This window comes from Halodesulfovibrio aestuarii DSM 17919 = ATCC 29578 (genome assembly GCF_000384815.1).
Taxonomy (GTDB): Bacteria; Desulfobacterota; Desulfovibrionia; order Desulfovibrionales; family Desulfovibrionaceae; genus Halodesulfovibrio; species Halodesulfovibrio aestuarii.
Genome location: NZ_ARQF01000012.1, coordinates 1 through 21,527 on the forward strand (window position 1 = coordinate 1; position 21,527 = coordinate 21,527).

Sequence of the window (21,527 nt, forward strand, 5' to 3'; positions counted from 1 at the left end):
ACCAGTACTAATAGTCCGTGAGCCTTATTTTTCTACACTAAATCATTCTTTTCCTCCCTATTAGATTAATATTTCAGGGTTCGTCCTTTGACGTGGCAGCAAGGTAAATATTGCTCGCCTTTCCAAAGAACAGACTAACCCGCCATATTTTTCTTGGTGGCCATGGAGGTTGGGGTACACCCGATCCCATTCCGAACTCGGAAGTTAAGCCGACCATCGCCGATGATACTGCAGGGGAGCCTGTGGGAAAGTAGGTCGCTGCCAAGATTTATTTTAAGACCGCGTTTCAAACGAAATGCGGTCTTTTTTTTGTCTGATAGAGTGCTATGAAGTGCTCTGTCTTTCAGATTTGGGAATAAGCATACAAGAAAGCCGGTTGTCATACGACAACCGGCTTTCTTTATATATTCAAACCTGTCTGTGATTATGTCTTAACCACATTTTGTGAATCCGCAGCCATAGCATTTATTACAACCTTCTTCGAAGATAAGCTCATTGCCGCAGTCAGGACAAAGCTGTTTTGTTAATCCATTTGAAGAATGAACGGATACAGAAGATTTTAAGTAGCGGTTTTCTAGAATCCACGCGATTGCATCTGGAATAGAGAGAAGCAGTCCTTTTTTCTGAAATACTGGATGCTCTCCGCCGATGCCTTTGAGCTGGCGTACAATATCAATGGGTTCTATTCCAGAGCGAAGTGCTAAGGATACTAAACGACCAATGGCTTCAGCTTTAGCTGTAATGGACCGACCAGATTTGCCTATGGTCGTGAACAGTTCGAATGGCTTTCCATTAACCTCATTAATTGTCACGTAAAGTACACCCATTCCTGTTTCTACCTTTTGGGTAAACCCATAGACGATTTCAGGGCGTTCTACCTTGAGTCTTGTAGGTGCTGGCTCCTCTTTCGGCTCAGTGCTTTCTGTGCAGAGCACCTGTGACTGTAAACTTCCATCGCGGTATACAGTTACTCCTTTGCAGCCGTGCTCGTACGCCATCCAGTAAATGGAACGGATATCATCAACGGTAGCTTCTTTAGGAACGTTAACGGTCTTGGATACTGCGTTGTCAGTGTATTTTTGGAATGCAGCCTGCATTTTTAGGTGAAACTCAGCTTCGATATCCATGGCGGTAACAAAAACCCTACGTAGATCTTCTGGAAGGTAGTCGATATCTGCAATGGTGCCTTTTTTGGTAATGGCATCCATAAGCTTTTCTGAGTAGCAACCACGCTCTTCTAACGCTGCCTTGAAGAATGGATTGGTCTCTACGAGTTTATCACCGTCCATGACGTGACGAGTAAAAGAAAGGGCAAAGAGCGGTTCAATTCCTGAGGAACACCCTGCAAGAATTGAAAGGGTGCCTGTAGGGGCTATAGTGGTTATTGTAGCGTTACGGTAGGGGCCCAGATTACGTTCACCAAAAATGGAATCCTTATATGCCGGGAAGGCGCCGCGTTCTTTTGCAAGTTGTTTTGAGGCTGCTCGTCCCTCTGCTTGAATGAATTCCATAACTTTTTCTGCAAGGTTAAGGGCTTCCTGACTGTTATAAGGAATATTCAGTTGGAAGAGCATATCTGCCCAGCCCATGACACCGAGACCGATTTTACGGTTGGTTGTAACCATTTCGGTGATTTTATCGAGTGGGTACCGTGATGCGTCAATTACGTTATCAAGAAAGCGTACTGCCAGATGAGTAACCCGACGCAGTCTCTCCCAATCTACAGAAACGATCCCACTGTCGTCTTTCGCAATCATAATATTCAAATTGATAGAGCCAAGATTGCATGCTTCGTACGGCAGTAACGGTTGCTCACCGCATGGGTTGGTGGATTCAATTTCTCCAAGTCCAGGGGTTGGGTTGTCGCGGTTAATTCGATCAAGAAAGATAATGCCCGGGTCACCTTTCTCCCAAGCCTTTTGAACTAGAATTTCAAAAACTTCACGTGCATTCAGCGTGTTGATGACGTTTTTGTTGTGTGGATCAATAAGATTGTAGTCTTCACCGTTTTCTACTGCTTTCATGAAATTTTCGGTGAGTGCAACAGAGAAGTTGAAGTTGTTGAATTCTCCTTCACGTTCTTTCGCGCGGATGAATTCCATAATATCAGGATGATCAATACGAAGGATTCCCATATTGGCACCGCGTCGTGTTCCACCCTGTTTGATTTGCTCGGTAGCTGTATTGAAAATACGCAGGAAGGATACGGGGCCGGAGGCAACTCCGCCGGTAGAGCCTACTCGAGAATCTTTGGGGCGTAGCCGGGAGAATGAGAAGCCAGTGCCACCACCAGACTTATGAATCATGGCTGCATATTTGACAGCATCGAAAATTTCTTCGATGGAATCGTCAACTGGTAATACAAAACAGGCTGCAAGCTGGCCAAGAGACGTGCCTGCATTCATGAGTGTAGGAGAGTTTGGCAAGAACTCCATGTTTGCCATCATCGAGTAAAAGTCTTTTGCCAGCGTGTCTGCAGACTGAGTCGATTTTTTGTACTTGCTCTCCTCAGCCGCTATGGCAAAGGCGACTCGCCAAAATAACTGTGTGGCATCTTCGGTAGGATTACCTTCAAGATCTTTGCGGTAATAACGTCTTGCCAAAACAATTTCTGCGTTACTGTTTACTTTTAAGGACTCAATGTCAGCTGGGATTTGCTGGTCAACCATTTTTAATACACCTTATTCTGAATCGTTCGTTAATTTCGGACAAAAATTTAATTGGTAATAGTTATTATAATAAATAGTGTGAAGTTGCTATATAAAAATGATAATGTATGGATAGTACACTTTTTTACAAAAAAAAGCCTTAAAATAAAATTGGTTGAGCTTCCAGTATAGAGCATTACTGATTATTCATCATGCAATAAAACTCTGATCTTGAGGCAGTTTTACTCAATTTGACGAAAACTCTATGCCCGTCTAGTGTTAAACTTGGTTGTAAAACCAAACTCAGCTCATGGAAGGTAATAATGTTTAAGCAAGTTTTGATAGGTGTTGTCTGTGCGGTTGTTTTTTCTACGGCGCTGGCAGTGTATGGTTTTTTCAAAGTGCACATCATTGGATACGCATTAGCTATTTGGGCTGTGGCGTGCATGTTTATGCGCAGAAATATCGCGGTGTATATTACTAGCGCATTTGTAATGACTACATTCATTCTATGGGGCGTGGTCACGGCAGGTGATTTTGCAGAAAAAAATGCTGCTACCCCGGAGCAATATTTAGCGGAGTATAACCCGGAATTGGCGTTATATAGCTTTGCACCCGATAGACATATGCGGATGGAACAAGCTGCAGGTTTACTGGCTCGTATTGATCAGAGAATAGAACCTGTGGCACGTGAGATTACGTTTGTTACCGACCAAAATGGACTTCGTAACTCAAATGGGATGAATGCACCGGCAGTGCTGCTTATTGGCGGTAGTTTTATTGTTGGTAACGGTAATACCCAGTCTGCATTGGTAAGTGATATTTTGAAGCAGGATTACAATGTTGCAGCATATAATATAGCGACTCTTGGTTCTCTTGATGAGCAGGTATTGCTGGCGTTGACTTTGATGAAGCAACAGAGTTTTGTACAGAACGGCATTCTTTTTGTGTTCGAAGGTGAGGATTTTAAGCCTTTTAGTACTGACGTGCATTATCCACTTAAGCGTCTTGTGAATTCTCTGGGGAATAATGAGCTTGGGCGGTTGTTGCGTGAATATAAAGATGGATTTTTAGCGAACAGTGCCGATAAGGCTGCCGTGGTTACCTACCCTATCGATGGAAGAAGCATTGCATTCTCTGAAGCCTACATTCAGGAGACGCTGGCAACTAAATATGAGGCAGATCCGAAATTTGAGGAATTGCTTGCTTCATTGAGTGACAGTGCAGGGCTTGTGCGGGCTGTTGTGTTTATTCCGACCAAGCTACGTGTGTATGCCCCATTGCTAAATGAAGCTGCGCCACAAGTTCCGGATTCTCCAAAATTGGCAGCATTGCGAGCGTTGGCAGCTAAGCATGCGTTCAAAGTGTATGATTTAACCCCACATCTTCAGGCTAAAGCTATTGTAGAATGGGGACAGCATAAGCAGCTTTTATGGTGGGCTGACGATGTCTATTGGAACAGAGCAGGAGCAGAGGTTGCTGCTGAGCTTGTAAATGAACTCGTACTCGGCAATATGTAATGTCTTGCGGTGAACTTTGCGACTGCTAGTGTTATTTTTGTATGTATTACTCTTTAGTTATTAAAGAAAATATAGATCCCAAAAAAACCGCATTAATTTCCTGCAAAGCAAGAATTAACGCGGTTTTTTTGAGATATAATAAAAAATATCAATTTTAGCACAATTCTATCTCAGAAATGATTGACAGAAACACCTTATATCTGCATAGAGTCAATACTATACATTACAAAGGCTTGTCTAGGGGGAGAACCATTTCGCAAGGAGGAAACTCTCATGCTGACAAAAGCTGAGTTTGTTGTAGCTCTTAAAGACACCCTGCCGGACGTTTTTGAAACTAAAGTTAGTGCTGAAAAAGCGTATGACGCATTTTGCAAAGTATTGACTAAAGGCGTTGTAAGTGAACAGGGTGTCCGTCTTCCTAATGTTGGTGCATTTTCTGTTTACGACCGTGCCGAACGCACAGGACGTAACCCGCAGACTGGTCAGCCAATGACCATTCCAGCTCGCAAAGTTGTAAAATTTTCACCAGCTAAAGCTCTTATGGAAAGTGTCAACAAGTAGCTTATAACCCAAAAGGTCGTCATTTTTGACGACCTTTTGACTTGCCTTTCATTCTTTTTTCTATTCACTACATATTGTTGCTGATCCGTGTAAAATCACGGGATGTAGCATATTCTTTTAGTTCGCATGCTTATAAGTTGCACATGAACTCATCATAAATAATCCTTTTACAATACGGTATGTTGTAAATTAATCACAATTTGCAGCATAGAATTGGGAAAGGATCATGGCGCCGGCCTGCGCTACGTTAAGCGAATCAAAACCGTGAGCCATAGGGATAAACAGGGATACATCCAGTCGTTTAGCGACATTCGGGCGGATGCCTTTTTCCTCGTTTCCTAATACTAAGACGGCAGGGGTGTGCAGTTTTGTTTTATACAAGTTTTCTGCGCCTTCTTTGTATTCTGCGCCGTACACAAAATATCCCATTTCTTTTGCAAGTTCTAATGTCCTTGAAATGTTAGTAGCTTTTGCAACTGCAAGCTTGCCAAGAGCTCCGGCGGAGACTTTTGCAGCAGCTGCACCCAGAAAAGAAGCATTGTGTTTCGGAACAATCATGCCGCCAGCGCCGATACCATAAATTGTTCGGGCAAGTGTTCCGGCGTTACCGGGATCTTGGATTTGATCTAGAACAACAACAAGTGGCAATTCCGCTTCCAGTGCTTCAGAAAGAACTTCATCTTCAGATTTAAAGCCAGCTTTAAATATTTTTGCAATAACACCCTGATGGTTACCTTCAAACAGTTTGTTTAAGGACTGGTCCTGTACGAACATAAAACGAATTTTATTCTTTTTACACAGGTCAGTTATTTTTGAGATATCCGCTCCTCGTTTATCTTTACGGATAAGAACGGAGTCAACTTGCTCAGGTGAAGAGGTAAGTTGCTCAACTACCGGTTTTACGCCCGGAAGTATGCCATCAGTGTTTTCTTTGTAATTGTCGCTCATAATTATATATCCTGAAAAAATCGCTAAATGGATGAAAAATTCTTAGTAACAGATGATTGCCTTGTCCTCTTGGATAGGGTAGGTGCCATATCATTATAAGGGTGAACTACCTGTCTAAAACCAGTCTTGCAATAGCTACACCCCTGCAAAATGGAAAATAGATGCATAAAAATTTTGATACTCAAAAAATGACTTTTCGAAAGATTCTTCTTTTGTGCCTTGCGTGCATGTTGCTTGCGGCGTGTACTTCTAAATCAAGCAAAAGCACGGCCACACTGCCTGTTCCTATTCCGGACGAGACAGCCATGATCACAGAGCTCGTTGAGCTTGAAGTCAGTGGTGAACCGGCAGACGAAGTTGTCGATGTGCAGGTTCCTCCTGCAGATGACGCAGAGCCGTTATCCAGTGAAGAACTTGAAGCGCTCGAAACTCGTCTTAACATCAATATTGATATGGACGAGAGCGATCGTAAGGTTGTTGAGCAATATTTCAAGTATTTCACTCACCGAGGACGTAAAACTTTCCAACGTTATCTGTCCCGTTGTGGAGCGTTGCTTCCTCATGCTACCGAGATTTTTAAACAAAAAGGCTTGCCGGAAGAGATAGTATATCTTGCCTTTGTAGAAAGTGGTTTTAATGCGAAGGCATACTCGCGTGCTGGTGCTGCCGGTGTTTGGCAGTTTATGCCCTATACTGGTAGAAAATACGGTTTGAAACAAAACTGGTGGATTGATGAACGACGCGATCCTTACAAATCCGCATCTGCTGCCGCAGATTATCTTCTAAAATTATATAACGACTTCGGAGATTGGTATCTCGCCATTGCCGCATACAATGCAGGTGAAGGCAAAATTGGTCGTGCTATGGAGAAGACCGGCGCAGAAAGCTTTTTTGAATTAACGCAGAAAAATCATAAGCTGAGCCATAAAGCTAGATTGCGCAAAGAAACCAAACATTACGTTCCTAAGTTTCTTGCTATCGTAAAAATTATGCGCAACCTTGAAAAACTGGGGTTTGACCCTTGTGAAGGCGGAGCATGCGAACCTATTAAAGCTATTAAGGTAAAGGGCGGTACAGACTTACTTGCTCTTGCCAACGACCTGAACATCAGGTGGAAGACTTTTTACGATATGAACACAGCGTTCCGTCGTCAGGTGAGTCCTCCTGATTATGAAGCGACAGTATATGTGCCTGCGGTTAAGGCCGCTAAGGCTATAGCGTTTCTTCAAAGTGATAAATCCCGTCCTTATGCTGGGTGGATCTCATACAAGGTACGCAGGGGCGACTCATGGTACCGTATCGGCCGTAAGCATGGCGTTCCGGTAGCTGTATTGAAGAAGGTCAATAACCGCAGAAGCAATATGCTAAAACCGGGACAACGATTAATGATTCCCGGCAGCAACTCCACTCAGGTTGCATGGCGTAGCCCTCGTGCAAAAACTCATGCAATTGCGCAGAAACGCGGTAACTATGTTGTACAGAAGGGTGACACCCTGTACGGTATATCTCGCTCTTCTGGCGTAAGTGTCAAAACGTTATTGTCTGCAAATGGCTTACGTTCGGCTAAATTGCTTCGTGCTGGCACTAAGTTATACATTCCTAATCAGTCCAAGAGGACTGCTGCTAGAAAATCATCTAAGAAGAAAGCGACTAAAACCGTTGCGTATCAAGTTCGCAGAGGTGAGTCTGTTTGGACTATCGCGAAAAAGTTTGGTGTATCATACAAAGATGTTCTTCGCTGGAACCAGTTGAGTAAACGCTCTGTTCTGCGTCCCGGTGATAATTTGAAGATTTACGCGAATTAATAACAATACATTCTTTTGTTTTCTAAGCCCCCGTTGCATTCGGGGGCTTTTTTTATGGTGATAGCAAACTTTTCATTCATAGCAGCATTCGGAAATGCTATTGTGTCGGCACTATTTGAAAACCAAGCAGGAGTAGCGCCATGCATGTAACGCCGCATATAGCTTTTTATAATGATTTACTGTCTATAATTCCAAAAAAAAGAATTTATAGAGATCCGTTGCAGGTACTGGCGTATGGAACAGACGCCAGTTTTTACCGTCTAATTCCTAAGATGGTTGTGGATGCAGAGTCCGAAGAGGAAGTGCTGCATATTTTAAAATTAGCGGATACACATAGGGTTGCTGTAACGTTTCGTGCTGCGGGAACAAGTCTCTCAGGGCAGGGAATTTCAGATTCAGTTCTGGTGCGTATTGGCGATGCATGGCGTAATTATCGCATTACAGAAAATGCAACTCGTTTCACTGTGCAGCCGGGGTTGATAGGTGGTCATGCAAACAGAGCTTTGCTGCCGTTTGGAAGAAAAATCGGCCCTGACCCTGCATCTATTGATAGTGCTAAAATTGGGGGGATTGTTGCCAACAATGCTTCCGGTATGTGCTGCGGTGTCGCTGAAAACAGTTATAAGACCTTAAATAGTATGCGCCTTGCTCTGTATGATGGAACCTTGCTTGATACCGCATGTGAAGAAAGCAAAAGAAGGTTTGAAGAAAAGCATCCGGAAGTTGTGAAGGGGCTTCAGGATATTCGTGAGCGAGTTATGGCAGACAAAGATTTGTCCGGTCTTATTGCTAAGAAATTTAAAATTAAGAACACAACTGGCTATAGCCTGAACGCTATTGTGGACTTTGACGATCCATATGAAATATTGCAGCACCTCATGGTGGGGTCAGAAGGCTCATTAGGGTTTATATCAGAAGTTACTTATCGAACAGTAATTGAGCCTAAGTACAAAGCTACCGCGCTTGCTATGTTTCCGAGTCTTCAAGATGCCTGTTTGGCAACGATGGAGTTAAAAAAGCAGCCTGTGTCCGCTGTGGAGTTAATGGATGAGCGTTCGTTGCGCTCTGTAAGCGATAAGCCGGGGATGCCGGATTCTATTAAAAACATTGCGGCAGGCACAACCTCGCTTCTTATTGAAACAGCTTCAAATGATCCATTTGAAATAGAAGAACAGGTTAAGGCGATTATTGCTTCCGTAGATCATATTAACAAATTAGAGCCTGTTGAATTTTGTCATGACCCTATTCAGTGCGCTAAATTCTGGGCAGTGCGAAAGGGGTTGTTCCCTGCCGTGGGTGCCGTTCGAGAAACAGGTACAACAGTAATTATTGAAGATGTGGCCTTCCCTCCGGAAAGTTTTGCAGATGGTGTAGCGCGTCTGGAAGAATTGTTGAAAAAGTACAGGTACGACTTAGCAATCATATTTGGACATGCGCTTGAAGGTAACGTGCATTTTGTGTTTACACAGGACTTCAGTATCGGCTCAGAAATTGATCGCTATCAAAAATTTATGGATGAAGTTTGTACTATGGTGGCAACTGAGTACAAAGGCTCGCTGAAAGCAGAACACGGAACTGGGCGTAATATGGCGCCGTTCGTGGAATTGGAGTGGGGCAAGCAAGCGCATGATCTTATGCGTGAGATTAAAAACTTACTTGATCCATATAATCTGCTGAACCCCGGTGTTATCATTAACGATGATCCGCGTGCGCACCTTACAGCACTCAAGCCGCTTCCGGTAGCGCATGATATTGTGGACAAATGTATTGAGTGCGGTTTTTGCGAGCCTATCTGTCCTTCTGCAAATATAACATTTACGCCGCGTCAGCGAATCACCAGTCTTCGCGAATTGTATCGGCTCAAAGACTCACCATCAGAGCAGAAGAAGTTTAAAAAGATGTGGGCAGAGTATAACTACCTTGCCATGGAAACCTGCGCTACTGACGGGCTGTGCCATACTCTTTGTCCTGTTGATATTAATACAGGCTCTATGATTAAAGACCTGCGTGCTCAACGAGCCTCCTCTTTTGCGAATTCCACAGCGGATTGGGTTGGTCGTAACTTTAGCTCAGTTGCTAAAGGTGTGCAGGTTGCCCTTAAAGGGGCAAACCTTGCGCATCGCCTGTTCGGAACCCATGTCATGGATTCAGGAGCACACGTGCTTCGTGTTGTTTCTATGAAAAAGATTCCACTCTGGAATAAAGAAATGCCGACAAGTGCCAGCCTTATCAAACCGGTACCTATTAATGACGGTAATCCGGATAAAGTAGTCTATTTCCCAAGCTGTATAAGCAGAACAATGGGGCCTTCAAAAGGTGATCCCGAATCTACAGACATTCCACAAAAAACGATCCAGCTGTTGTTAAAAGCAGGATACGAAGTACTTTTTCCGTCCAATATGCAGAATCTATGTTGTGGTCAGGCCTTTGCATCCAAGGGCTACACCGCACAAGGGGAGCATAAGTCAAAAGAACTTTCAGATGCCTTGCTGGCTATTTCGGAAAACGGTCTATACCCCGTTCTCTGTGATACAAGCCCGTGTTTGCATCGGATGCTCGACTATATGGATAAGCGCCTTACGCTTTACGACCCAATCCGTTTCTGTCTGGAGTGTCTGCCGGATAGACTCGATTTTGTAAAACTTCCACGTAAAGTTGCCATCCATCCGACATGTACTGTTCGGGAAATGAAGCTTGTTGAGCCGCTTGTTGAACTTGCCAATATGTGTGCTGAACATGTGGTGCTCCCAGCAGATGTCTATTGCTGTGGATTTGCCGGTGACAGAGGCTTCTCCTTCCCAGAGTTGAATAAGGCAGCACTCGCAGATTTACCGAAGCAAGTTGAAGACTGTGACGAAGCCTATTCAACAAGCAGAACTTGTGAAGTCGGCCTAAGCCTGCATTCCGGTCTCAAGTACCGGAACATAATGTATTTGGTTGATGATGCTACTGTTGTGAAAAAAGAATAGGTGGAGGTTTTTTTGCCTGCGGCGCTTGTTTTTTTGCCTCCGGCGGGCAAGGGCTCTGCCCTGCACCCGCAAGGGGAATTCCCCTTGACCCGTTCCGCGAAGGACGCCTGTAAGTTGAAACAATTACGGTTTAATGACAAATGAATATAAAAAAGGGTTGGTACCAATGGTGCCAACCCTTTTGTGTTTTTTCAGAAAATATCGAGGGCTCCCCTTTTCTACCATTACTTTTAGGTAGTGGTGCATAGCCGCGTGAAAACAGATTCAGCGGGCTTACCTCGCAGCTAAAAGTTTTTGGAAGGGGGTCTGGGGGATAACCTTGTTTCAACAAGGTTTCCCCCAGCCGTCGGAGACAAATAAAAAAAGCGTCGAAGACTTGCCAAAGGCTTTCCGCTGATAAGCGCCGTCGGAGATATACTAAATCCAGTCATCATCCTCTTCGATAGGCGCAAAGCCACGGCGCATAGTGTTTTCTGTTACAACACGCGGATCAAGGAATTGGAGCAGGTAATCTGGTCCACCGGTTTTGGAACCTACGCCGGACATCTTAAATCCGCCGAACGGTTGGCGCTCTACAAGTGCGCCAGTGTTGTTGCGGTTCAGGTAGAGGTTACCCACACGGAATTCTTTACGTGCTTGTTCGAGGTGCTCTGGCGAACGGGAGAATACGCCGCCTGTGAGGGCAAAGCGGGTTCCATTGGCGATGGCGATTGCATCATCAAAGGTTGCTGCACGCATGATTGCGAGCACAGGCCCAAATATTTCTTCTTGCGCAATTCGGTGTTCCGGCTTGATGTCACCTACGATGGTTAATGGAACATATGCGCCATCTGCCGGATGATCGTCACGTTTGAGAAGGATGGTTCCCTCTTCTTCCGCAATTTTGATATAATCCATAACAGTTTTCTGACATGAAGCATCAGCGAGGGGGCCCATGTAGTTCTCTGGATCTTCGGAACGGCCGATTTTGATGTCCTGACATGCTTTGACAAGTCGCTCCACGAAACGATCATAGATCGGATCAAGAACGATAACACGGGAACATGCGGAACATTTTTGTCCTTGGAAGGCGAAAGCTGAGTAGACGACGTGAAGTACTGCTTCATCGAGATCGGCATCGTCATCAATGATGATGGCGTTTTTGCCGCCCATTTCAGCAATAACGCGTTTGCACTGCATCTGGTTCGGCTGGACGACAGATGCTTTGTTCTGAATACGCAAGCCGACTTCCATGGAGCCTGTGAAGCAGATCATGGATACTTTCGGGTGCTCGATAAGGTAGTCGCCCATAACAGAGCTTCGACCCGGGCAGTAGTTGAATACACCGTTCGGAAGCCCGGCTTCACGGAAGATCTCTACAAGATTGTAGCCAACACGGGAGGATATGGACGCCGGTTTGTATACGACAGGGTTACCAGTAACGATGGCAGCAGAGCACATGCCGATTGCAATCGCAAACGGGAAGTTCCATGGAGAAATAACCGCTGCAACGCCTTTCGGTTGGTAGAAAAGCTGGTTGTGTTCACCCGGTGCGCGCCCCATCCTGCGTGGCTTGTCGAGTCGCAGCATTTCGCGGGCATAGTATTCGAGAAAGTCAATACCTTCGCCAACATCATGATATGCCTGATCCCACTGTTTACCGATTTCCAGCACTTGCCATGCAGAGAGCTCATATTGACGCTGACGTGCAAGCTCAGCGGCTTTAAGCAGGCATTCTGCACGTTCTTTTGCCGGAGTATCACGCCATGTGAGAAATGCTTTGTCGGCGGCCTCAAGTGCTGCGTCAATTTCTGCTGTCCCAGCCTGACATACGTCAGCAATTTTTTCGCTGTAATCAGCAGGGTTTGTTGTCGGAATAACATCTTCTGTCTGCACTTCTTTACCATTGATATAGAGCGGAATAACACCACCGGCTGATTCACGTACTTTTTTGATTGCTGCCGGGAACGCAGTGCGGCATTTCGGGATGGTGAAGTCAATCATAGCATCGTTTTTAAAGAGCGGCAGGCCGTCTACGATTTCTTCCGGTTTCGGTTCAGGGCGTGCAGCCAGTTCGCGTTGTAACGTGATTTCTGGATTTTCAAGGAGACGGGCAACTTCGGCACCGTCTGCAAAGGACTGACGGAGGAACGATTCGTTTGCAGTATTTTCGAGAAGGCGGCGTACGAGGTATGCCATGCCCGGAATGATGTCACCGTATGGGCAATAGAGACGAACCCGTCCTGCAACGTTGAGCAGACCCTTACGAACCGGCTCCGCCATACCGTAGAGAACTTGGAATTCGTATCGGTTTTCAGGTACAGTCATGGATTGCGCCATTTCCATTGTGGCGGAGATCGTACGGATATTGTGCGAAGCACATGCAAAATAAACGATGTCGTGGTTTTCCAGCAGAATTTTTGCGACACGTTCGAAAGCGATGTCAGATTCCGGCTTGTACATCCATACAGGGAAGTCCCAGTTGTTTTGCTTTGCCAATACGGATTCCATATCCCAGTACGCGCCTTTTACTAGACGGACGGCGATTGGAAGCTGTTCTGTTCGTGCCCAGTGAATAAGCTGCTCAGCGTCGTGTTCTGTGCAGCGTAAGTATGCCTGTAATACAATAGAAAGATGCGGGTAATGACGGAATTCCTGAGCGCTACGTAATCTGCGGTATAGCTCTAATGTGATTTCGCGGTATTTGAGCGATTCCATATCAATGCAAAGGAATGCCCCCATTTCGATAACTTTACGGTAAATAGGCTCAAGGCGTTTGTAGATTCCTTGAACAGAACCTTCAATATCTACAGGTTTAGCCTGAGAATAAAGCGCGGAAGGTTTAATAGATACGTTTACTTTTGGAGTGTATCCCCAGTCCATGCTGCTGTCGCCACCTTTGCCGGCGTGTGCTTTCCATTTGGACTGTTCTTCAGCGATTGCATCAAGTACTTCAAGATAACCGTCACGGTAGGCGTCTGCTTCTTCTTCACTTACGGTTGCTTCACCGAGTAAGTCTACCGTGAATGTAAAGCCTTCCTTGCGCAGCTTTGCTAGGCCCTTAACTGCCTCTTTGGTATTCTGCCCTACAATAAATTGCCGTCCCATATTTTCAATATTGGAGCGGATGGTTTTTTCCATAATTTTAGCGGTAAGTTTACCACCAAAACTGGCTTTGCCTGCGCCCCATTTAAGAACGGCTGGAACTTCATGGTCTTCGCCGGAGAAGTATTCGCGGATATGACGGGACAATGACTCCGAAGTGTTTAGATAAGGGAATACGTCTACAAAACGGAAGAGCTGCACCTTAAAGTCTTCATTTTTCATCGCCCAGTCCATGACTTTACCGGTCCACCATCCCTTATTGAAGATAGATGGAGCCTCGCCACTGATGCTCTTGAAGAACTCTTTACCACGTTCAACGATCTTTGCCTCTAGCTGTGTATCCATTCAGGCCTCCTGAAGTGTACAAGTTGATTTTCACTCTGTATTGGTCAAACCTTTGAATCTACCACCTTTATTTTATGTATAGTTATGAAATTCGTTGTACCGCCTTAGCATAGTAGTGGCAAGCATCTGTGCGAATTTACAATATAATCTCATGAAAGAAGCTGATAATGGGGGGCGGAAGAGATTGGTCGTTTGCACAACTTCCTGCAGTATTCCTCTTGTTTTTACAGGTGGCACACTGGTTGTTGAGCATAAAAAAAGCGGTGTGCAGAAGCACACCGCTTATAAAATACAACTCTAGATTCAACGTACTGTGATACGCTAATGCATTATAAAAGATACAATGTATGGCGCCAACAATGCATGGCATGAGAAGTGGCAAGAATATTATTTACTGCGGTATACAATCCGCCCCCTGGTAAGATCGTATGGAGAAAGCTCCACTTTAACCGTATCCCCAGGTAGAATGCGAATGTAAAACTTACGCATTTTACCAGAAATATGAGCAAGAACGATGTGGCCGTTGCTCAATTCAACTTTAAACATTGCGTTTGGCAATGCTTCCTGCACTACGCCATCAACTTCAATGGCTTCTTCCTTAGCCATGATTCCTCCATATAAAACAGTTGGTAATATAAATTTTTACTGTAAAAATTTTTTTTATTGCTACTATGCGTGGATAGCGACAAAGATACCCTGCTGTCAATGGGGATTACGGCTTTAACTTACCTGCAACGTTATTATTTTCTAGCTGTAGAATATTCGTTTCGTTTGTACGCAACTGTCAGAAGATATAGACCAAACAGCACCATGGGGACACATAGTAACATTCCCATAGTAAGCCAGTTAAAGGCAATAAAACCAAGTTGCGGGTCCGGTTCTCTGAAAAATTCTACAATAAACCGGAAGGTTCCGTAAAAAATAAGAAATAACCCGGAAACAGCACGGGTTGGACGTGGCTTTGCAGAAAATCCCCATAAAATGATGAACAACATCACGCCTTCCAGACCTGCTTCATATAGCTGGGAGGGGTGACGCGGTAATGGGCCGCCGCCCGGAAAGATCATTCCGGTTGGTGCATTTGTCGTTCTGCCCCATAATTCTGCGTTGATGAAGTTCCCGAGTCTTCCGAAGAATAACCCCGGAGGAACCATCGGCGCAAAAAAGTCGCCCACTTCAAATAAGGTCATTTTATGTTTACGGGCAAATAGTCCGAAACAAATGATGACCCCGAGCAAACCACCGTGAAACGACATCCCGCCGTTCCATATTGCAAACACTTGTTCTGGGTTGGAAAGATAGAACGGCAAGTCATAAAAAAGTATGTAGCCGATCCTGCCGCCCAGCACTACGCCGAGCACACAAAAGGTCACCAGATCGTCGACCATTTCAGAATTCCAGATATTCGTGGGTCTGGAAGCTCTATATCTGCCGAGCAGCCATGCCGTAAGAAAACCGAAAAGGTACATTAAGCCGTACCAATGTACGCTGATGGGACCGATAGAAAAGACCAAAGGGTCTATAGTTGGGTATGTAAACATATATATCTCCGTAACAGGATAATGCTCTACTGGTCGAGATTTATTGCGTCAATCATTGTTCGATGATTTGTGATGTCTACAGATGCCGAGGGTGTAGGATGTCCTAATAGGAGCTTTTGGGACAGGAGGCCTTTGCGGAGACAAGGCGGAGCTTGCCCGCAGAAAGAATGTTGTATTATTCAGGAATCCCAGCTTCACCTGGATAAATAACACTTGTAGAGCGCGTTAAATCATAACCGCCAAGCTTTTCAGCGTGTGTAATGATTTGTGGATCACGTAGCAGACTGATGAATGCCTGAATGTTTTTATCGAAATAGTGGGATTTAGGAATAATGAGATCGTAGCGTTCCCATTGTACTGGAATAAAATCAAGCTGTAGTGCCTGTGCAACCGCTCGGATACCAAGTCCGGCGTCTGCGTTGCCGCTGATGACCTCGAACCCGACATCAATATGACGTGCTACACAGTTGTCATAACCGGGAATGGTCTTACCTTCTGCTCCGGCTGCAGCCAGTTCTGCATCAAAAAGCAGTCTTGTGCCTGTGCCCGAGCTACGGTTTACGACTGTAATATTACCGGAGGCGATATCTTTGGTCCCTTTGATCTTTTTAGGGTTTCCTTTAGCAATAATGTAGCCTTGCTCACGGAAGGAGAAGTTTACAACAGCCGGAGGCTCCTGCATTTCATTCTGGGTAAAGGAGAAGTTGTAATCGCTATCGTCTCTATCCATGAGATGACTTGTGGCGATATGCGCTGCACCATTATGTACCGCACGGATTCCACCAAGGCTTCCGAGGTTGCAGAACGCCGCATAGAGCCCTTCATTCTTTTGCATGTAAAGTTTCATGGCGTAATCGACGAGCATGTCGTTACTGCCTGCGATGATGAGAGTTTTTTCCATGACAGAGCTGTGCTGTACCTGTTCAGGAAAGTTCATGGTACGGGCTTCTACCCATTGTTCCACAAGATGCGTCGGAAACAACCATTTTCCGGTTGCTTTGGTAGCGGGTAAACTTTTTTCGGAGATGAGCGTGTAGACCATCTTTTCGTTTACACCAAGGTACTGTGCGACTTCTTTTGTGGATAAAAGCTTCTTCATGGGGACATCCTCCGAAGTTATTATCAGAGAATAGTAGTTGATGTGCCGATAGAAAATCAACCCGATAACGTTTTTTCCCCCGTATGATGTTTTGTATTGCGAGTAAGTTTGGTATCAGCTTACTTGCATACTGCAAACTATTAAGGTATTGCCTCTTGCCTTCTTGTGTATTCTATAGATGGGAGGCGTTACCTTCCGCAGACCTCTGTCTTTGTCTGCTAACTTTTGAATACCAAGCCCTAAGCGGACTTAGCTTCGCTATCCTATATTTTTCGGAAATAATCATGACTTCTAAAATCGCACTTATTGGACGCCCTAACGTGGGTAAGTCCACTCTTTTTAACAGACTCATTCGCAGCAACCGTGCAATCACCCATGACCGTCCGGGTGTTACCCGTGACCGCATGGAAGGCTTTGTTCGCCGTGAAGGTGAAGAATGGACTATTATCGACACCGGCGGTGTTACTCTGGACGAAAATCAGACATCTGCTGCTCAGGGTCCTAACGAACTTCGGGGGTTCGAAGAAGAAATTCTTCGCGGTGTAACCGAAGCAATTAAAGAATGTGAAGCACTCTGTCTTGTTGTGGATGGCCGTGACGGTCTGCTGCCTTTTGACAGACGCCTTGCAACATTCGCACGTAAGACAGGTAAACCTGTTCTGCTGGCTGTTAACAAAGTCGATGGTGGCGAGCTGGAAGAAGAGTGCACTGCGGAATTCCACGAACTTGGTTTCCCGATGATTGCTATTTCCGGCGAACATGGCTTCCAGATGCGTACTTTTGAAATGATGCTCCGCGAGATGCTTCCGGATGAGGAAGAAGATGAATTTGCAGTACCGGAAGAATACAAGCAGCTTGGTCTTAAGATTGCGATGCTTGGTCGTCCTAATGCTGGTAAATCTTCCCTTATCAACGCACTCACTAAAACAGAGCGCATGATAGTTTCTGATGTTGCGGGTACAACCCGTGACTCCGTTGACGTTACCTACGAAATTGATGACAAGCGCTACACCTTCGTAGACACCGCGGGGATTCGTCGACGCACTAAAATTTCTGATACTGTTGAGCGTTACTCTGTAAACTCATCGATCAAATCAAGCACCAAAGCGAATGTTACCTTGCTTGTTCTTGATGGTCAGGAAGGTGTTACTTCTCAGGACAAGCGTCTTATGAAGCTGCTTGATGAACGCAAGACACCTTTCATGGTACTTATCAACAAAACAGACCTTGTTGATCCAAAGCAGATGCAGGCAGTGCGTAAAGAGTATCAGGAAGAGCTTGCTTACTGCGGGCATGTGCCTGTTTTGCACGTTTCTGCGCATACTCGCATGGGCTTGAAGAAAATTCTGCCTCTCGCAGAACAGATTTGGGAGGAGTGCTCTGTCCGTATTCCAACCAGCATGCTTAATCGTACACTGGAAGAGGTTGTTACCAAACATCAGCCGCCAGTTGTAAAACGCGTTCGGCCAAAATTTTTCTATATGACTCAGGCAGAGACTCTGCCGCCGACGTTTGTATTTTTCTGTAATGACCATGAGCGGTTGAAGGAACATTACATTCGCTATTTGGAGAAAGCGGTACGTAAGTCCTTTAAAATTGTACATGCGCCAATCAGGCTTAAGTTCCGTTCAAGCCATACCAAACGAACTTTCGCGAAAAAGAAAAAAACGAAACGATAAGATAATAAGAAAAGCCCATACAAATTGTGTGGGCTTTTTTTTGTTTAGCTATGCAACTCGTGTGTTATCAGCTGTATTTTTCAATGAAGTCAGATGGGAAAGAAGTTCTTCAGAAGTTGTGTTTGACTTCAATGTCAGAGTGTATGGATCAATGTATTCTGGACGCATCGTGTGTTCCTGACTAATGAATATAACTATTCTGGACGGTTCAAGACGCTCTTTTTTTTCCATTTCTCTAATATCTTTAATAACCCAGAAGCTGTCCAACGTAATGTTTTCTGTATCCAGAAGGATAAGTTCCGGTTGGTATAATTGTCGCGCATCAACACTTTTCGTAACGTCTTCAACATGCGCTGTGGTGTACCCCTGTAGTTTAAGCTTCTGTTGGAGTAGGTCTGTATGGTCAGATTTTTTGGCGATGATAAGAACCAGATCGGGGGTCAACGCGCTTCCCGTTGCTTCATATCTGCCGACCCGTGGAAGGAGTTTGCCGCTCAATTTCGCAAGTAGTTCGTTAATCATGATTGGCTTGCGGAAAGACTCTATCTGTGGATGGGAATATGTAGGTTCCCAGTAAGAATGTGTAATCGCGTACAGCGTTGTCGTGAGTTTTTGGAAGTGTTTGTTAACACTTTTTTCTGGAATAGCCTCAAAAGCACAGCCGCAGGTAATGATTACATCGTATGAGTGTTGTGCTTCAATAATCTCTTCGAAATAGTGATCTTCAATAGGGGTGAATGTGCATATGGCACCTAGTCTGCTAAGTGCACGTCCTATAAAGTTGATAGTATTGTGCTGGCAGTATGTGAGTAGGATTTTTTTCCCTTTGAGCAGGGGGTGAAAATCTACACGTAATGGCGAGAGTGGTGTCAGACTTGCTTCGAGAGAAAATACGTGCGCATCTGATGAGGTTACATTTTGAGCAAGTTGGATTGAGAACCTATTAATTATACGTTCAATGATCGCGAGGCTAAGCTGCTGACTTTTTTCCCCGTAGTATTCAAGTTGTGGCAATGTGCCTGTTTCATTATATTCCGGATGGTTTTCTGGGGGAGCACCTTTTTGACTGCAGACTTCAAAAAGAATCTGTACATGGTTGCTTCGCAATTCTCCAGCGGTGACAGTTAGAAGAACCATGCCTCTGTGTACGCGCTTGGCAGCAATATTAATTAGATTGCTGATAACCCGTAGAGATTTCGAAAAATCAAACCAAATTTGTTGTGGTACTGCTGGATCAAGATAAATGCAGACATCTGCCTGTGCCTGCATAGCACGTGAATACGTGGATGCATGAACTTGCCTGAGTAATGTTTCAATATCAAATATTGACCGCTCAAAAAATACACTTCCTGTCTCCAGAAGAGCAAAATCACGTATGTTGGTGATAAGTTCAGAAAGCAGTTCATTGTGGAATTGAAGCTGTTCCATATGGCGTTGTTGCGTTTTTGAAGGCTGTGTCTCACTGAGTTGGATAAGTGACTGGTTCAGTGCTTCGGCAAGAGGTTCGATTTCCTGTGTCAGTCCCATATAAAAATGATGGCGCTCTTTTGTTATTTTTTCTGCTGTATTTTTAGCGCGTTGCAGTCCTTGTTCTGTAAGAACGTGTTTTGTGATGTTGTAGAGCATAAAGACAAGGGATGAGCAATTTGCGTGTTGAATATGTTTAATGACTGTTTCAACATGTTGTGAGCGTTTCCGAACAGAGTTTAATCTCAGTCGTGCTTTAAACATATTGTTCGAATCAAGCGGCGTGTTAATAGATTGTCTGACATGTGCCATACCTGTGACGACTTGTAGCTGATCCGTGCTTGCAAATAGCTCTTTAACCGGAAGCCCAAAGAGATTCTTTGGTGCACCGCCAAGTAGAATATTTACTTCATCATTCCATTCAAGAATTTTTCCTTCAAGGTCGCAGATAATAAGTGCAGTAGTACACGCTTTAAACAGAGCAGTATGCCGCTTGTACTCTTGGCTTTTTATGAGCATGTCACAGTACTTGATTAGCTTTTGTGCCCCAAAGCTGATTTCTGCCATTGAAGTGTGTTCAGCAAGTTCAAGCAAATTGCATCTGTCTTTTTTTATGTCTCCTGTTAATGATGTCAGTCGTTGTAAGGAACGTGTTCCGCTTTTAGATAGCTTCAATGCGAGTGCGTACGCGATGATGCAACCGGGAAGACAGAGAAAAAGCCATGTGAAAAAAATGATAGATAGATTTGGAATCAGTGTCTGGGTATGCGCATAAAGATAAAGCTGATTCATGCCTATCGGGATAGCAACGTTTTCGTGATTGAAAAGTGCCGGGATTGTAACCTGCTGTATTGCATTTTGAAGAAGGGTGATAGGGAGAGTTACTCTTTTTCCAGAGAAGATGTCAGTAAATTTGCCATCTTCCATAATGAGAATGCTATACAACTTTTTGTTCAATTCAATAGATTCAGTAATTAAGTTAACGGGGAAGATGCTTCCCAGAACCCCAACAATTGTTCCTTCAACCCTGAGGGGTTGCGTAAGGCACAACAAAAACTGGTTGGAAGAACTTCTATATATAGAGAAGTTGGGGTAGGTTGTGGTGTGACGCAAAACGTCCCGTATGTCTGCAGGGGGCTGACTAAAAGAGAATATATTATTTGTTTTAGCTGATTGAATGAAATAAATTTGTTTGTGGTCGTAGTTGGGGACAGCTCTAACCCATTTAAGTAGTTCCGGTTCGTCATCCATTGCTATAGCTGTGAGAAGATTATCATCTTGTGCAAGATAGTGGATGGTAGCTTGATGCTCTTCAAGCTCTTTAGCAAGATGACTGCTAAGTTGCTTTGACGTTTCAATGCCTTTGGCAATGAAGTCTTGATGATAGTGGGAAGCTTGCAAATAGTAGCCGGAAAGAAAAAAAATGCAGGAAAAAAAAGTAAGGAAAAGTATAAAGATGGCACTCCACCAATAACCTATAGAATGCTTTTTACGTGAAATATTAGGTTGTACCTGCTTAAAAGGAGAACGCATTTTACAAATTAACCTCTCGGGATACGAATGATATGCAGATGAGTAGTACACATTTTCTTTTTACGGTATTAGAGATAACTGAAACTGTAATGTTTGGAGAGGTTGTGTCCCTGAGGGAGCGTTTATTTGTCTACAACTGTGAAGAATAAAGAAGAGGAAAGTGCGGGGCTTCTATACAGAGACGCAAGTGGCAAAAATCATTCTGTCCCAACGGTTGAGAAGGAAGTGGGATAACAATCTTTAGACGTAAGCAAAAAAGAATACAGAAAATTTAAAAAAGCTGTTGACGACGGGGGGCAAAAGCCATAGAACCTCCTTCCTCGCTACG

12 protein-coding genes and 1 rRNA gene are annotated in these 21,527 nt (G+C 44.4%); 6 read left to right on the forward strand and 7 right to left on the reverse strand.

Going from position 1 to position 21,527, the window contains the following annotated elements:
* Positions 1-152: 152 nt before the first annotated feature.
* Positions 153-267: ribosomal RNA gene (gene rrf, locus F461_RS0100490) — 5S ribosomal RNA — on the forward strand.
* A 164-nt stretch (positions 268-431) separates the two neighbouring features.
* On the opposite strand, the gene F461_RS0100495 is transcribed toward rrf, so the two are convergent.
* A complete protein-coding gene (locus tag F461_RS0100495) occupies positions 432-2,669 on the reverse strand; it encodes a vitamin B12-dependent ribonucleotide reductase (RefSeq protein WP_019999199.1) in 2,238 nt (745 codons plus the stop codon).
* 302 nt (positions 2,670-2,971) lie between these two features.
* Here F461_RS0100495 and F461_RS0100500 point away from each other — a divergent pair, with 302 nt between their 5' ends.
* Together F461_RS0100500 and F461_RS0100505 are read left to right on the forward strand one after the other, a co-directional pair.
* The gene (locus F461_RS0100500; protein WP_019999200.1) at positions 2,972-4,168 is read left to right on the forward strand and encodes an alginate O-acetyltransferase AlgX-related protein; all 1,197 of its coding nucleotides are present in this window, start codon (positions 2,972-2,974) and stop codon (positions 4,166-4,168) included.
* Between the two features lie 273 nt (positions 4,169-4,441).
* Positions 4,442-4,729, forward strand: a complete 288-nt coding sequence (locus F461_RS0100505) for an HU family DNA-binding protein (RefSeq protein WP_019999201.1) — start codon at positions 4,442-4,444, stop codon at positions 4,727-4,729.
* Between the two features lie 189 nt (positions 4,730-4,918).
* Here F461_RS0100505 and rlmB read toward each other — a convergent pair whose 3' ends face one another.
* Entirely contained in the window at positions 4,919-5,677 is a 759-nt protein-coding gene (gene rlmB, locus F461_RS0100510) for a 23S rRNA (guanosine(2251)-2'-O)-methyltransferase RlmB (protein ID WP_019999202.1), read from the reverse strand.
* A gap of 161 nt (positions 5,678-5,838) precedes the next feature.
* Here rlmB and F461_RS0100515 point away from each other — a divergent pair, with 161 nt between their 5' ends.
* Positions 5,839-7,482 carry a lytic transglycosylase domain-containing protein gene (locus F461_RS0100515; protein ID WP_019999203.1) on the forward strand — a complete coding sequence of 548 codons (1,644 nt, stop codon included), beginning with the start codon at positions 5,839-5,841 and terminating at the stop codon, positions 7,480-7,482.
* 140 nt (positions 7,483-7,622) lie between these two features.
* Positions 7,623-10,451 carry an FAD-binding and (Fe-S)-binding domain-containing protein gene (locus tag F461_RS0100525; protein WP_019999205.1) on the forward strand — a complete coding sequence of 943 codons (2,829 nt, stop codon included), beginning with the start codon at positions 7,623-7,625 and terminating at the stop codon, positions 10,449-10,451.
* A gap of 417 nt (positions 10,452-10,868) precedes the next feature.
* Here F461_RS0100525 and pruA read toward each other — a convergent pair whose 3' ends face one another.
* The 4 genes from pruA to F461_RS0100545 all read right to left on the reverse strand — a co-directional run bounded on the left by pruA (position 10,869) and on the right by F461_RS0100545 (position 16,520).
* Positions 10,869-13,880, reverse strand: a complete 3,012-nt coding sequence (gene pruA, locus F461_RS0100530) for an L-glutamate gamma-semialdehyde dehydrogenase (RefSeq protein ID WP_019999206.1) — start codon at positions 13,878-13,880, stop codon at positions 10,869-10,871.
* A 387-nt stretch (positions 13,881-14,267) separates the two neighbouring features.
* A complete protein-coding gene (gene infA / locus F461_RS0100535) occupies positions 14,268-14,486 on the reverse strand; it encodes a translation initiation factor IF-1 (protein WP_019999207.1) in 219 nt (72 codons plus the stop codon).
* A gap of 134 nt (positions 14,487-14,620) precedes the next feature.
* On the reverse strand, positions 14,621-15,421 hold the full coding sequence (lgt, locus tag F461_RS0100540) for a prolipoprotein diacylglyceryl transferase (RefSeq protein WP_019999208.1): 801 nt from the start codon (positions 15,419-15,421) through the stop codon (positions 14,621-14,623).
* A 175-nt stretch (positions 15,422-15,596) separates the two neighbouring features.
* A complete protein-coding gene (locus F461_RS0100545; protein WP_019999209.1) occupies positions 15,597-16,520 on the reverse strand; it encodes a helix-turn-helix transcriptional regulator in 924 nt (307 codons plus the stop codon).
* 284 nt (positions 16,521-16,804) lie between these two features.
* Between F461_RS0100545 and der the strand changes: the two genes are divergently transcribed.
* Complete coding sequence (gene der / locus F461_RS0100550) at positions 16,805-18,199, forward strand: ribosome biogenesis GTPase Der (RefSeq protein WP_019999210.1); 1,395 nt, start codon at positions 16,805-16,807, stop codon at positions 18,197-18,199.
* 48 nt (positions 18,200-18,247) lie between these two features.
* Here the strand turns inward: der and F461_RS0100555 are convergent, their stop codons facing one another.
* Positions 18,248-21,199, reverse strand: a complete 2,952-nt coding sequence (locus F461_RS0100555; RefSeq protein WP_019999211.1) for a PAS domain S-box protein — start codon at positions 21,197-21,199, stop codon at positions 18,248-18,250.
* Between the last annotated feature and the right edge of the window lie 328 nt (positions 21,200-21,527).

Excerpts from the sequence above, each read along its gene's own strand:
- pruA (WP_019999206.1), bottom strand. The coding sequence starts at position 13,880 with ATGGATACACAGCTAGAGGCAAAGATCGTTGAACGTGGTAAAGAGTTC.
- lgt (WP_019999208.1), bottom strand. The coding sequence starts at position 15,421 with ATGTTTACATACCCAACTATAGACCCTTTGGTCTTTTCTATCGGTCCC.
- F461_RS0100545 (WP_019999209.1), bottom strand. The coding sequence starts at position 16,520 with ATGAAGAAGCTTTTATCCACAAAAGAAGTCGCACAGTACCTTGGTGTA.
- F461_RS0100555 (WP_019999211.1), bottom strand. The coding sequence starts at position 21,199 with ATGCGTTCTCCTTTTAAGCAGGTACAACCTAATATTTCACGTAAAAAG.
- F461_RS0100500 (WP_019999200.1), top strand. The coding sequence starts at position 2,972 with ATGTTTAAGCAAGTTTTGATAGGTGTTGTCTGTGCGGTTGTTTTTTCT.
- infA (WP_019999207.1), bottom strand. The coding sequence starts at position 14,486 with ATGGCTAAGGAAGAAGCCATTGAAGTTGATGGCGTAGTGCAGGAAGCA.
- der (WP_019999210.1), top strand. The coding sequence starts at position 16,805 with ATGACTTCTAAAATCGCACTTATTGGACGCCCTAACGTGGGTAAGTCC.
- F461_RS0100495 (WP_019999199.1), bottom strand. The coding sequence starts at position 2,669 with ATGGTTGACCAGCAAATCCCAGCTGACATTGAGTCCTTAAAAGTAAAC.
- F461_RS0100525 (WP_019999205.1), top strand. The coding sequence starts at position 7,623 with ATGCATGTAACGCCGCATATAGCTTTTTATAATGATTTACTGTCTATA.
- F461_RS0100515 (WP_019999203.1), top strand. The coding sequence starts at position 5,839 with ATGCATAAAAATTTTGATACTCAAAAAATGACTTTTCGAAAGATTCTT.
- rlmB (WP_019999202.1), bottom strand. The coding sequence starts at position 5,677 with ATGAGCGACAATTACAAAGAAAACACTGATGGCATACTTCCGGGCGTA.
- F461_RS0100505 (WP_019999201.1), top strand. The coding sequence starts at position 4,442 with ATGCTGACAAAAGCTGAGTTTGTTGTAGCTCTTAAAGACACCCTGCCG.